Source organism: Pedobacter sp., from assembly GCF_965249885.1.
Taxonomy (GTDB): Bacteria; Bacteroidota; Bacteroidia; order Sphingobacteriales; family Sphingobacteriaceae; genus Pedobacter.
Genome location: NZ_OZ252254.1, coordinates 4,105,603 through 4,119,486 on the forward strand (window position 1 = coordinate 4,105,603; position 13,884 = coordinate 4,119,486).

12 protein-coding genes are annotated in these 13,884 nt (G+C 37.8%); 5 read left to right on the forward strand and 7 right to left on the reverse strand.

Features of this window, described 5'->3' with window-relative positions:
• The 4 genes from ACY2A0_RS17240 to ACY2A0_RS17255 all read right to left on the reverse strand — a co-directional run bounded on the left by ACY2A0_RS17240 (position 1) and on the right by ACY2A0_RS17255 (position 4,048).
• On the reverse strand, positions 1–1,386 hold the full coding sequence (locus ACY2A0_RS17240) for a nucleoside permease (protein ID WP_461790620.1): 1,386 nt from the start codon (positions 1,384–1,386) through the stop codon (positions 1–3).
• 193 nt (positions 1,387–1,579) lie between these two features.
• Positions 1,580–2,206: a bifunctional nuclease family protein gene (locus ACY2A0_RS17245; protein WP_461790621.1), complete on the reverse strand. Its 627-nt coding sequence runs from the start codon at positions 2,204–2,206 to the stop codon at positions 1,580–1,582.
• A gap of 58 nt (positions 2,207–2,264) precedes the next feature.
• On the reverse strand, positions 2,265–3,233 hold the full coding sequence (locus ACY2A0_RS17250; protein ID WP_461790622.1) for an electron transfer flavoprotein subunit alpha/FixB family protein: 969 nt from the start codon (positions 3,231–3,233) through the stop codon (positions 2,265–2,267).
• A gap of 77 nt (positions 3,234–3,310) precedes the next feature.
• Positions 3,311–4,048, reverse strand: a complete 738-nt coding sequence (locus ACY2A0_RS17255) for an electron transfer flavoprotein subunit beta/FixA family protein (protein WP_461790623.1) — start codon at positions 4,046–4,048, stop codon at positions 3,311–3,313.
• A gap of 185 nt (positions 4,049–4,233) precedes the next feature.
• Between ACY2A0_RS17255 and ACY2A0_RS17260 the strand changes: the two genes are divergently transcribed.
• The 3 genes from ACY2A0_RS17260 (at position 4,234) to ACY2A0_RS17270 (ending at position 6,701) form a co-directional block, all read left to right on the forward strand.
• On the forward strand, positions 4,234–4,569 hold the full coding sequence (locus ACY2A0_RS17260; RefSeq protein ID WP_461790624.1) for a tetratricopeptide repeat protein: 336 nt from the start codon (positions 4,234–4,236) through the stop codon (positions 4,567–4,569).
• A gap of 135 nt (positions 4,570–4,704) precedes the next feature.
• Positions 4,705–5,904, forward strand: coding sequence for a chromate efflux transporter (gene chrA / locus ACY2A0_RS17265; protein ID WP_461790625.1), 1,200 nt, complete (start codon positions 4,705–4,707; stop codon positions 5,902–5,904).
• A gap of 50 nt (positions 5,905–5,954) precedes the next feature.
• Positions 5,955–6,701 carry an LOG family protein gene (locus ACY2A0_RS17270; RefSeq protein ID WP_461790626.1) on the forward strand — a complete coding sequence of 249 codons (747 nt, stop codon included), beginning with the start codon at positions 5,955–5,957 and terminating at the stop codon, positions 6,699–6,701.
• Between the two features lie 83 nt (positions 6,702–6,784).
• Here the strand turns inward: ACY2A0_RS17270 and dnaB are convergent, their stop codons facing one another.
• A complete protein-coding gene (dnaB, locus tag ACY2A0_RS17275; RefSeq protein WP_461791717.1) occupies positions 6,785–8,344 on the reverse strand; it encodes a replicative DNA helicase in 1,560 nt (519 codons plus the stop codon).
• Between the two features lie 263 nt (positions 8,345–8,607).
• Here dnaB and rlmB point away from each other — a divergent pair, with 263 nt between their 5' ends.
• Entirely contained in the window at positions 8,608–9,381 is a 774-nt protein-coding gene (rlmB, locus tag ACY2A0_RS17280) for a 23S rRNA (guanosine(2251)-2'-O)-methyltransferase RlmB (protein ID WP_461790628.1), read from the forward strand.
• A 74-nt stretch (positions 9,382–9,455) separates the two neighbouring features.
• On the opposite strand, the gene ACY2A0_RS17285 is transcribed toward rlmB, so the two are convergent.
• Positions 9,456–10,547 carry a mannose-1-phosphate guanylyltransferase gene (locus tag ACY2A0_RS17285; protein WP_461790629.1) on the reverse strand — a complete coding sequence of 364 codons (1,092 nt, stop codon included), beginning with the start codon at positions 10,545–10,547 and terminating at the stop codon, positions 9,456–9,458.
• 21 nt (positions 10,548–10,568) lie between these two features.
• Positions 10,569–11,534: a KpsF/GutQ family sugar-phosphate isomerase gene (locus ACY2A0_RS17290; protein ID WP_461790630.1), complete on the reverse strand. Its 966-nt coding sequence runs from the start codon at positions 11,532–11,534 to the stop codon at positions 10,569–10,571.
• Between the two features lie 87 nt (positions 11,535–11,621).
• Between ACY2A0_RS17290 and recQ the strand changes: the two genes are divergently transcribed.
• Complete coding sequence (gene recQ / locus ACY2A0_RS17295) at positions 11,622–13,811, forward strand: DNA helicase RecQ (protein ID WP_461791074.1); 2,190 nt, start codon at positions 11,622–11,624, stop codon at positions 13,809–13,811.
• Positions 13,812–13,884: the final 73 nt, after the last annotated feature.

Below are 13,884 nucleotides of genomic sequence, written 5' to 3' on the forward strand. Positions count from 1 at the left end.
TTAGTGACTTATTTTATTGATTGCTTCTTCTTCGGCTCTGGTATGTTTGTGCTTAAACATTACTGCAAAAAGTACCGTGATAATTAGGGCATAAATCGTGAAGGAAAGCCAAATGTGTTGCCAATCTTTCATGAACAGGGCATTGTCAAAGCTGCCATTAGCAGACATCGTAATACCTTGACTTTTTATAAATGACAGTAAGTGTGCATTATCAGCGCTTGAATCAACATAAGTAGCAACTTCATTTACGTTGGTAAAAGATTTTGTAAAGTATTTATCAATCATCCAGCCTGAAATTAAGCTTCCGAAAACGGCACCAAAACCGTTAGTCATCATCATAAATAATCCTTGTGCAGATGATCTGGTTTTTGGAGTAGTAGAAGTCTCAACGAATAGGGAGCCTGAAATATTGAAAAAGTCAAATGCCATACCATATACAATACAAGAAAGCACAATCATCCATAAATTACCGGAAGGATCACCATAGGCGAACAAACCAAAACGGAAAACCCAAGCTAACATGGCAATAATCATTACTTTTTTAATTCCAAAACGCTTAAGGAAAAATGGAATAGCCAAAATGAAAAGCGTTTCCGAAACTTGCGATATGGACATGATAATAGTTGAGTATTTTACCACGAATGAATCCGCATATTTCGGGAAGTGCTTAAACTCATCTAAAAAAACATCTCCATAAGCATTGGTAAGCTGCAATGCGCCTCCTAAAAACATAGAGAAGATAAAGAAAAGAGCCATTTTATAGTTGGCGAAAAGTTTAAATGCACTTAGACCAAAAGTTTCCATGAAAGTAGCTTTCTCGGAAATCAGTTTCGAAGGTTTACATTGAGGTAAGCTAAACGCATAAATGCCAAGCGCCAAAGCGCCTGTGCCAGCGATGTAAAATTGATAAGCTGACGCTTTACTTCCAGTAAGGTTAGTTACCCACATGGCTACAATAAAACCAATCGTGCCCCAAACTCTTATCGGCGGAAAATCTTTTACCACATCTAAATCACTTGACTTAAGCGTAGTGTAGGAAATAGAGTTGCTTAGCGATATGGTTGGCATGTAAAAGCACATGGCCAGTAACATCGTCCAAAAAAATGAATTGGGGCTTGCTACTTGCGGAATATAAAATAGAACAGCTGCATATAAAATGTGAAGTATGGCATAAAGCTTCTCGGCATTGATCCATTTATCAGCAATGATCCCTGTTAGGGTGGGCATAAACAGAGATGCAAAGCCCATAGTGGCGAAAATGGCTCCAAATTGAGTTCCGTCCCATTGTTTGGTACCAAACCAATAGTTTGCGATAGTAATTAGCCAAGCGCCCCACACAAAAAATTGCATGAAGCTCATGATCGTTAAGCGCAGCTTTATATTCATAAATAATATTATGTTTTGGTTGTTAGTTTTAAAGGTTTGAAGATAAGATTTTTTTTAAAATTGACGCAGATGCACAGCAATTATTTGATTTGAAAAAATCTATTATCTAATAGCAAAATGAATTTGTTAGATGTTTTGATATACCTTTTGATGAAAACGATTGAGGGCGTGATGGCTAAACAAAAAATGCAGGTTATTTACCTGCATTTCTTCTATTAATTTCATCTCGTATTCTTGCTGCCTTTTCATAAGCCTCATCGGCAAGTGCCTTTTCGAGTTTGTTATGCAGCTCTTCAATCGTTAAACTTTGATAACCTGATACTGGCGTAGGTTCAGGAGAGGTTTCTTGCGTAGATGCTCCGCTGCTTCCTGTAATGCCTTCCAAATTTTCTAAGAATAGAAAATCGTTACCTTCAATCACAATGCCAGCAGAAGCCAGTATAAATTCGTAGGTATAAATTACCGCATTGAACCTAACTGCAATGGCAATAGCATCTGAAGTACGGGCATCAATTTCAATTTGTTCGCCATCCTTACTACACATCAATTTGGCGAAAAATACACCATCAACCAAGTTGTAAATGAGCACTTCTGTAATTTCTACTTCGTACGCCTGCGCAAATGATTTGAATAGGTCATGTGTAAGTGGTCGGGTAGGAGACATCTTTTCAATTTCGATGGCTATTGCCTGCGCTTCGAATGCGCCAATAATGATTGGCAGCCTACGCCTCCCGTTCACTTCTCCCAGCACTAATGCGTAAGCTCCAGATTGTGTTTGGCTATACGATAGTCCTACTATATCAAGTTTTACTTTCTTCATATTTTATATGCAGCCTAAGCTGTCAATATGATATCAACAGCCCAGGCAACAGATATGTTTACCCTTTATGAGCTTTTAAAGCTGAAATAATTTTTGGCACTACCTCAAATGCATCGCCAACTATGCCATAATCAGCTACTTTAAAGAAAGGAGCTTCTGGATCTTTATTGATTACCACAATTACTTTTGAAGAGCTAACTCCAGCCAAGTGTTGGATAGCTCCAGAAATACCAATGGCGATGTATAAATTAGGGCTAATAGCGATACCAGTTTGTCCTACGTGTTCTGAGTGTGGTCGCCAATCAGCATCTGAAACTGGTTTAGAGCAAGCTGTTGCTGCCCCTAACAAATCTGCCAGTTCTTCTACCATGCCCCAGTTTTCAGGTCCTTTCAAACCTCTACCTCCAGATACCACAAGTTCTGCATCAGGTAACGATACTTTATTCGTAGCTCTTACAATTTCCTTTACTATGGCAGCTAAATCAGTTGATTTTACTTCAGGGCTAAAAGCTTCGATGGTCGCCGTAGTTGCATTTTCTTTAACACCAAACGAGTTAGGGTTAAGCGCAATCACTTTATTTGCTGAAGTTAAAGTGGTAATAGCGAAAGCTTTACCTGAAAAAGCAGTTTTTTTAACTGAAAAGCCACCTTCATTGGTAGGCAATTCTACAGCACCATCAATTAAACCTGCTTTAAGTTTTACTGCAATTCGTGGTGCTAAACCTTTGCCCGAAAACGAGTTAGATAAAACAACAATGTTTGCGCCTTCCTTAGTAGCAGCTTCGGCAATTACCGCTGCATAAGCTTGGTTCACAAAGTTTTGAAGTTGGTCTGTTTCAACTTTTAGCACTTTGCTTGCGCCATATTTTCCAAGTTCATTAAGTTCGCTTTCTGCTACATTGCCAATTGAAATGGCAGTTAAGCCAGTTCCTTGCTGATCGGCAATTGCTTTTGCATAAGAAACTGCTTCGAAAACAGATTTTTTGAACTTTCCTTCTACTTGTTCTACATATACTAATACTGACATGTTAATCTATTTGAAATCTCCCAAAGGAGAATGTTTGATACTTAGTTAATTATTGATTTTCAATTCGGGCCAATCGATTAAATCACTTTTGCTTCGCTGTGCAATAAATCAATCAATTGCTCTGCACTTTCAGCAGGAATCAGTTTTACGGCGCCACGAGGTGCAGGAGTTTCAAACTTTGTGATTTTGCCAACTTCTTCCACCGCAACAGCGTCTACAACTTGCAAAGGTTTTGTTCTTGCCGACATAATTCCTCTCATATTTGGAATTTTAGCCTCGGCAGTTCCTTCTGCGCAGCTCGCTACAAACTTTCCGCTCACGCTAACCACTTCTTTTCCGCCTTCAATTTCTCTCTCAATGGTTGCAGTGTTGCCGTCGTAATCTAATTTTTTAATGATGGAGATAGAAGGTATGTCTAGCAATTCGCCTACCATGGCAGCAACCTGCGAACCGTTGTAATCAATTGATTCTCTACCACATAAAATCATATCAAACTCATTTGATTTAGCATAAGTAGCTATTTGATTCGCTACAAAATAAGCGTCTCTTGGAGCTGCATTTACTCTAACGGCATCATCTGCACCAATTGCCAACGCTTTTCTGATGGTTGGTTCAGTAGCAGCTTCGCCAACGTTAATTACGGTAACTGTACCCTTTCCGCCTTCACAAAGCTCAATAGCACGAGATAAGGCAATTTCATCATAAGGATTTACAATATATTGCACTCCGGCTGTATTGAATTCGGTATTGTCGCCCGTAAAAGTTATTTTTGTGGTCGTGTCGGGAACATTACTGATACAAACTAATATTTTCATAATACTTAAGTTAAATTGTTATGCTTGCATAATATATTTGCAATGTTATAGAATCTAAATCTATTTTCATAAAATTATTTAGAATTTATAAACAGATGATTTTTACGTTTGAAAGAACACCTTTGCAGATTATTATGTGGCTAAAATAAATTATACAAATTTAATTAAAAAAGCAGGGAATTAAAATGCAAAACCAGCGATTATCCAAATTATTTGAATTTTTAGAAGCCGATCCAAACGATAGTTTTATCCTTTATGCCATCGCAACGGAGTACAACGTATCAAACGATACTGATAACGCTTTAAAATATTATCTTCAACTGACAGAAAAACATCCAGATTATGTAGGGACGTATTATCACTTGGGCAAACTGTATGAAAAGTTAGAGAATAAGGAGGATGCAATTAAAGTGTATCAAAAAGGCATGCAGGCGGCCCGAAATAAAAGGGATATGCATGCACTATCAGAACTACAAGGAGCCTATAATAGTGCCGCTGGTTTAGATTACGAAGATGATTAGAAAGATGCAATAGCTAATAATCAGTAATCAAATTCCAATCATCAATGGGCAATGAGAAATGATAGATAACAATAATCAATGACTAATGAACTAATGAATGATTGAACTAATGAACCACTATCAAATCTAATTCCCTTGGCTAAACGACAATTGTTCTTTTTAAGGAATGTACTGCTTTTCACCTTCACTGCATTTGGAGGTGCACAAGCACATTTGTCGTTATTGTTACGGTACTTTGTTACCAACATCAATTTTGTTACCGAAGAAGAGCTTTTAGAATTAAATGCATTAGCTCAAGTTTTACCGGGGCCTGCGTCAACGCAAACTTTGGTTGGCATTGCATACAAAGTAGGCGGCTTAAAACTATCAATTGTTACTTTTCTCATTTGGATTTTACCTTCTGCAGCGCTGATGACTTTGGCCGCAATTTGGTATTCCCTATTGGATCAAAAGCATAAATTCGTTGAAATATTGCAGTATATTCATCCTATTGCGTTAGGTATTGTAGCTTATGGCGCTTTCAAATTAGGCAGAAAAGTACTTACAAATCAGGTATCCATTTTTTTAGCTTTTGGCGCTTTAGTTGGTACTTTGGTATTAAGGGAGGCGTATGTTTTTCCTTTAGCGATACTGATTGGCGGCATGGTATCTTCAGCAATTGGTACGCCGAGGGAGGAGACCGAATTGAGAGTGGGTTTATTCGCAAATGTTAATCCTAAAAAGCTAAGTTACTTTGTTGGAGTATTGCTGCTCATGGCGATTTTGGGTGCTATCATCAATCGCACGTCGCCATTTAGTTTGCCTATAAGGTTGTTCGAAAATTTTTATCGTAACGGCATATTTATTTTCGGCGGTGGCCAAGTATTGGTACCTATAATGTTTACAGAGTTTGTACAAATGAAACATTATTTAGGCCAAACAGATTTTCTCTCTGGTTTTGCTTTCCAACAAATATTACCCGGTCCCACATTTTCGTTTACTAGTTATATTGGCGCTTTAGGAATGAAGCACGGTAACTACGGTATAGGAGGGCAGGTGATAGGCGGAATTTTAGCAGTACTTGGCATCAATTTGCCGGGCTTGATTTTGGTGCTTTTTATTGTGCCATTTTGGAACGATTTAAAGAAGATTTCGAGAATCAAGTACTCGCTATCTGGAATTAATGCTGTGAGCGTAGGCTTTATCGTTGCTGCTTTTTTAATGTTGCTTGCACCGATTGGTTTAAATTGGATGTTTTTGACTATTGTGCTCGCTACTTTTTTATTGTTGAATTTTACAAAAGTTAGTCCTGCATTGGTGATATTGGCAGGTGTAATTTTAGGATATATCATCTAATGTAAAGCTAGTTTTTTACACTAGCAGGCGTTGATTTAAAAGAAATAGAGATGAATAAATTTGTTAAGGAAGAGGTTAGTTTTTTAAGAGGTGCCAGAACTCGTTGGCAAGAATTGAAATATGTTTTAGGCGTAGTTTATCAGTTTTACAAAGGGTTTAGAAAGTTACACTTTGTGGGGCCATGCGTTACTGTTTTTGGTTCTGCACGTTTCAATGAGGACCATCCTTACTACAAAATGGCCAGAGAGGTTTCTTCGGAAATTTCAAAGCTAGGTTTTGCCATTATGACTGGTGGTGGTCCAGGCATTATGGAAGCTGGAAATAGGGGAGCTAAAGATGCAGGTGGTTTATCCGTTGGTTGTAATATCGTTTTACCCCATGAACAACATGAAAATCCTTACCTAGATACCTTCGTTAACATTGAATATTTTTTCGTAAGAAAAGAGTTATTAAGGAAGTATTCTTATGCTTTCGTGGTGTTGCCGGGAGGTTTTGGCACATTGGATGAGTTTTTTGAAACACTAACCTTGATTCAAACCGGAAAAGTTGAAAAATTTCCGATCGTAATTATGGGAAAAGAATTTCATCAACATATTTACGAGCATGTGCAACTTATGATGGATCAAAAAACAATTAGTCCGGAAGATATGGATCTACTTTTGTTTACTGATGATGTAAATGAAGTGGTAGCACACATCAGAAAATATAAGGAGACAGCACCTATATTCAAGCTAAAATCACCTAAAAAAGCTTGGTGGATTTTTGGAGAACAAAAACCAGACGCCAAGGCAAGTTAATATGCTAAGGCGAGGTATGAAGCAACTCTATAACTAAAGTTAGTTTGGAGCTTAAGATTGCTTCGTGCCTCGCAATGACGAATTTAAAATGGTGGTTCGTCATCTTGCATATCATTCATACTTGAAGGTCTGATGATGATATTTCCGGGTCTGTCGAAGCTTTCAGAAGGCATCATAACGTTATCACTTCCAGCTGAGAAACTTGACGGAGGTAAGAAGCTATCTTCTAAATCAGCGAACTTAACATACTTACCGATGAATCTTAGCGGCACAATTCCAGTTTCACCGTGGCGGTTTTTACCTATAATTACCTCACCAACACCTGCATTTGAACGACCACTTTCGTCTTCCATAATGCCGTAATATTCAGGGCGATACAAGAAAAGTACCATATCGGCATCCTGCTCAATTGAACCAGATTCACGCAAATCGGATAACATTGGGCGTTTACCATTTTGTCCAGGTCTACTCTCTACCGCACGACTTAATTGCGAAAGTGCTATAACTGACACATCTAATTCTTTAGCTACTGATTTTAACGCTCTAGAGATACTACCAATTTCCTGTTCACGGTTACCGCCGCCTTCACCTTTACCATGCATCAGCTGCAAGTAATCGACAATTACCATTTGTATATCATACTGCGACTTTAATCGACGGCATTTTGCTCTAAATTCGAAAATATTAAGTGCCGGCGTATCGTCAATTAATAAAGGAGCTTCCGAAAGCCTTCCAATTTTACTGTGCAATTGTTGCCATTCCCATTCAGCCAAATTCCCTTTTCTGATTTTCTCTTGCTCAATTTCGGCCTCGCCCGATATCAAACGATTTACCAACTGTACCGAAGACATTTCTAGGGAAAATACCACCACAGGTTTTTGAAAATCAACAGCGGCATTACGGGCACAACTCAGTACAAAGGCAGTTTTACCCATCGCTGGACGAGCTGCAATGATAACTAAATCTGATTTTTGCCATCCGCCAGTAACACGGTCAAGATCTGTAAACCCTGATGGAACTCCAGTTAAACCATCAGTTTTGGTTCTTAGTTCTTCTAAGGATGCTAACGATTGTTTAATGATATCATCCATTTTTTGCGTATCTCTACGCAAGTTATTTTGGGCAATATCAAACAGATTCTTTTCGGCCATATCCAACAAGTCGAAGATATCTGTGGTGTCTTCGTAGGCATTTTTAATAATCTCCGTAGAAATTCTAATTAACTCCCTTTGAATGTATTTTTGAGAAATGATACGAGCATGGTACTCAATATTGGCTGCTGAAGTAACCCTGTTGGTTAAATATGTTACATAATAAGCACCACCAATCATTTCTAAACTACCACTACTTCTTAATTCGGTAGTTACCGTTAAAATATCTACGGGTTTAGATTTTTGAAAGAGCTGTTGAATGGCTTCGAAAATCCGCTTGTGCCTGTCATCGTAAAACAATTCAGGTTTAAGTACATCAATTACGGCAGACAAAGCATCTTTCTCTAACATGAGCGCTCCTAAAACAGCTTCTTCTAGATCTGTAGCTTGTGGTTGTATTTTATCCACAGTAGCTATTGTATTTGATAGTCTGTTTTTTCTCGCTGATAATGAAAATTTGTCCTGTCCTTTTTGTCCGTTCTCTGTACTCATGAAACAAAAGTAAACAAAACCACAGGTTTTTGTTTGAAGAAGTTATTAGTCGTTTGTCAACAAGTTGAGTGCTAAACCGATGAAATTTTTTAGTATATTATAAATTTACAAAGAGTTGTAAACAATTTAATGTTGATAATAATGTCGTTTTTGAATAACGATATTGGCGGCTAATTCATTCTAGTTCTAGCGATTATCACTCATTAAAAAATCATTCAAACAAACACTATTTAATTGGTTACTTTTGCAATTCAATAATTGATATGGATAATTTTAAAAGACCCCAAAGAAGAGAGCGTTTCAAAGAAAATAATGAATTTGTATTTGGCATTAGAGCTGTAATTGAAGCGATAAAAGCAGGTAAAGACGTTGAAACAATTTACGTACAAAGAGGCTTGTCGGGAGATCTGTTTTTAGAACTTAAAGCGTTGCTATCTGGGTCTTTAATTCCGTTGAGTGTGGTTCCTATCGAAAAATTGAACCGCATGACCCAAAAAAATCATCAAGGTGTAATTGCGGTAATATCGCCAATCACTTATCAAAATATTGAGGATATCATTCCAGCCATTTATGAAAAAGGGGAGACACCGCTTGTTTTGGTGCTTGATAGCGTAACCGATGTGCGGAATATGGGCGCAATTGCCCGTACAGCGGCTTGTGTTGGAGTTCATGCCATTGTTGTGCCGCTAAAAAATGCAGCTCAAATTAATGCAGATGCAATCAAAACTTCGGCTGGCGCTTTGTTTTCAATTCCAGTTTGTAGGCATGCAAATTTGCACAAAACCTGTCTTTTTTTACAAGACAGCGGCTTGCAAATCGTAGCTTGTACTGAAAAAACTAACGATTTGATCTATGTGCCAGACTATAAGTTGCCTACCGCAATAGTAATGGGCTCAGAAGATGAAGGGATATCAAACGATTTATTACGAGTAGCAAATTACTTGGCTAAAATACCAATGGCTGGCAGTATCGAATCTTTAAACGTTTCAGTTGCTGCTGGTGTAATTTTATACGAAGCTGTAAGGCAGAGAGCATAAAAATAGGGCTTTATCAAAAACTTTCAGCATCATAATTTACTGAAAAGCAATTGATAAAGCCCTTTTATCTTCGGTTAAATGAATTTTCCGCCGAATTTGCCTTTTACGTCTGCGACAATGTTTTTTACATTTTGCTCTTCTGCTCTAGGGCAAATCAGTAAAGTGTTATTTGACTCCACAACAATGTAGTCGTGTAAGCCTTGCAAAATTACTAACTTTTCTTCCGGAACATTCACCATGCAGTTGGATGAATCGTACATCATTACCTGTTCAGAAGGAATTACCGCATTACCAACGTAATCTTTTTCAGCCATTTCATAAATAGAAGCCCAAGTTCCTAAATCAGACCAACCAAAATCTGAAGGCAATACATAAACGTTGTCAGCCTTTTCCATAATGCCAAAATCTATAGAGATATTAGTACAAAGTTGGTAAGCGTTGGAGATGAAAGCTTTTTCGTTGACTGTATTGTAAGATGATTTACCGCTAGTGAAAATTTCATGCATATCGGGCAAATGCGTTTGCAGTGCTTTGTTTATTGCGCTTGCCGACCAAATGAATATGCCGGCGTTCCATAAGAAATCTCCGCTTTGTAGGAACGACTTCGCTAACTCTAAATTGGGCTTTTCAGTGAATGTTTTTACTTTATGTATGTCATTGTCTGCTTGCAAAGTCTCATCAGCATATTGGATGTATCCATAACCTGTATCCGGTCTGTTAGGTTTTATCCCTAAAGTGATTAAACATTCGCAGCCAGTTGCTACTTCCATACATTTATCAATCGCCTTAACAAATGCCGCTTGATTAGCAATAGTGTGATCTGAGGGAGCAACCACTATGGTAGCTTCTGGATTAATTTCAGCGATTTTCATAGCACCGTAGGCAATACATGGCGCTGTATTTCGCATCATTGGCTCAGCCAAAATTTGATTGTCCATCATATCAGGCAGCTGCTCTTTGATTAGATCTGTATAAATTTCGTTAGTAACGATGAAAATATTTTCAGGAGGACAAATTTCTAAAAAACGTTCATACGTGCTTTGAATGAGCGTTTTTCCTATGCCGAAAAAATCTATAAATTGTTTAGGGAATTCGGTTCTACTTACTGGCCAAAAACGGCTTCCAACACCGCCAGCCATAATTAAAGCGTATTTATTTTTATTCATGCTTGCCGCAAATATATACTTTTAAATTATACCTTCTTGTAATAGATCGTGTAAATGGATTAATCCAAAATACCGATCATCTTTAGTTACTAAAATTTGGGTAATGTTATTTTTCTTAATGATTTCCAAAGCCAATAGGGCCAACTCTTCCGCATCAATTGTTTTCGGATTACTATTCATTAAGTCTATCGCTTTGATATTTTCCAGATTAGTGTGATTCTCCAGCATTCGCCTAATGTCACCATCCGTAATTATCCCTAAAATATCATCACCATTGGTAACAACAACTGCACCCAAACGGTTTTTGCTAATTTCTATAATAATGTCTTTAACAGGCGCATGGGCTGATACTGAGGGTTTTTCATTTTTTGCCGCTAGATCACCTGCTTTTAAGTAGAGTCGTTTTCCTAGTGCTCCACCTGGATGATATTTAGCGAAGTCGGCTGATTCAAATTTTTTGGCTTGTAATAGACACACCGCCAGTGCATCGCCCATCGCTAGCTGCGCAGTAGTACTTGTAGTGGGAGCTAGGTTATGTGGACAAGCTTCCTTTTCCACAGTGGTATTTAAGATTAGATCAGCTTGCTTGGCTAAATCAGAATTTACGTTGCCCAGCATTGCTACTAACGTATTCCCTGATAGTTTAAGGAGTGGCGCAAGTAATTTGATTTCTGGCGTGTTTCCACTTTTAGATAGACATAATACCACATCATCTTTTTGTATCATCCCTAAATCGCCATGAACGGCATCTGCTGCATGCATAAAAACTGCGGGAGTTCCAGTCGAATTAAGCGTAGCAACTATTTTCTGAGCTATGATGGCGCTTTTGCCTATCCCGGTCACAACTACTCGTCCACTGCTGTTCAAAATAGAATTCACAACCGCTACAAAATCGTCATTTATATAGTCGATTAGGCCAAAAATGGCAGCCGATTCTAACTTCAAGGTATTGATAGCTGAATCAATTATAGATTTTTTACTTTCCAAAGAGAATTTATTAGTAAATTAATACTTTAATTACTGCAAAATTATGTTATTTTGAACAATAATAGCACACAATATTCAGCAAAGGAAATGGACGTCAAGAAGTCTTTATTTGATAACCTTCAAACTTTTTTCGGTTTCGACAATTTTAAAGGTGATCAAGAATCGATCATTACCAACATATTAGAGGGGAAGAACACATTCGTAATAATGCCAACTGGTGGTGGCAAATCTATCTGTTATCAGTTACCTGCTTTAATGAGCGAGGGTACGGCGATTGTAATTTCGCCGCTAATCGCTTTAATGAAAAATCAAGTTGATCAAATCAGAGCATTTGGTGGTAGCGATAGCATCGCACACTTTTTAAATTCATCTTTAACTAAATCGGAAATTACGCAGGTAAAGACAGATTTACTTAATGGCAGCACTAAGTTGCTGTATGTTGCTCCAGAGTCGTTAGCTAAACAGGAAAATGTAGAGTTTTTACGCTTGCTGAAACTGTCGTTTGTTGCGGTAGATGAGGCACATTGTATCTCTGAATGGGGCCACGATTTTAGGCCAGAATATCGGAAAATTAGGCAGGTAATAGCGGGTTTGGGAGATAATATACCGATCATCGCGTTAACAGCAACAGCTACACCTAAGGTACAACAGGATATCATTAAGAACTTAGGCATGATGGACGCGACATTGTTCAAATCATCGTTTAACAGACCAAACCTGTTTTATGAAATTAGACCTAAAAGGAACATCACTAAAGAGATTATCCGCTACGTTAAATATAACCCTGGAAAATCGGGGATTATCTATTGCTTAAGCAGAAAGAAAGTAGAGGAAGTAGCCGAAACTTTAAATATCAATGGCATTAAAGCGCTACCATACCATGCTGGTTTAGAGCCAAAAGTACGTGCCGAAACTCAGGACAAGTTCCTAATGGAAGATGTGGAGGTAATTGTTGCAACTATTGCCTTTGGTATGGGAATCGATAAGCCTGATGTGAGGTTTGTAATCCACCACGATATTCCAAAAAGCATGGAAGGCTATTATCAGGAAACTGGTAGGGCTGGTAGAGATGGAGGTGAAGGTGTATGTGTTGCCTTTTATTCTCAAAAGGATGTAGAAAAACTGGCCAAATTCATGAAAGATAAACCGGTTTCTGAAAGAGAAATTGGTACGCAAATTTTAAAGGAAGTAATTGATTACGCCGAATCATCCGTTTGTAGAAGAAAGCAAATTTTACATTACTTCGGTGAAAACTTTAATGAAACCGGTTGTAATTGCATGTGTGATAACTGCAAGAAGCCTAAGCAACAATTTGAAGCGGAAGAAAATCTACTTACGTTATTAAGATTGATTGAAAGTACAGGAGAGAAGTTTGATGATTTACATCTCTTGAATATATTTTTAGGATTAGAAACCGCCCAAACTATTGCCTACGAACATAGTAAATTACCAGAATTTGGTGCTGGAAAAGCAGATGGAGAGCTTTTATGGAAATCGCTGATTAGACAAGCGGTTTTAAATAACTTCCTCGCTAAGGATATTGACAATTATGGTCTGTTAAAACTAACTAAACTTGGTCGTGAATTCATAGAAAATCCGTACAGTTTAAAGTTTATATTAAACGATGTTATGGAAGCTGCAAGTGACGACGATGAAGAAGAAGTGAAGCAAGGTACCGGTGCCCTTGACACCCAGTTATTGCAGTTGCTTAAAGACTTGCGTAAGAAAATTGCTAAACAGAAAAATGTGCCTCCATTTGTGGTATTTCAGGATCCATCGTTGGAAGAGATGTGTACGCATTATCCCATTACTAACGACGAATTGAAGCAGATTTCAGGCGTAGGAAATGGTAAAGCGCTTAAATTCGGCGGACCTTTCATCGAATTGATCAAAAAATATGTAGAGGATAATGATATCGATCGTCCGGTGGATATGGTAATTAAAACTCAAGCTAATAAATCAGCCTTAAAAGTATCTATCATTCAGAATATTGACAGGCAAATTGGATTGGAAGATATTGCCCGATCAAAGGGAATTACTTATAATGATGTGTTAAAAGAGGTTGAAGCGATTGTAAACTCTGGCACTAAACTTAACCTGACTTATTATATCGATGAAATGATTGATGAAGATAGGCAAGATGAGGTTTTTGACTATTTTCAATCTGCCGAAAGTGATTCCATTGATGAAGCCCTAAAAGATTTGGGAGAAACTGATTATACTCGTGAAGAAATTCAATTGATGCGCATTAAATTTATGAGCGAATTGGGGAATTAATAGTTTGAATTAAACTCCAAACTTCAATAATCAATATACAACAAACAAATAGCAATAAGCGTCCATATCCGCA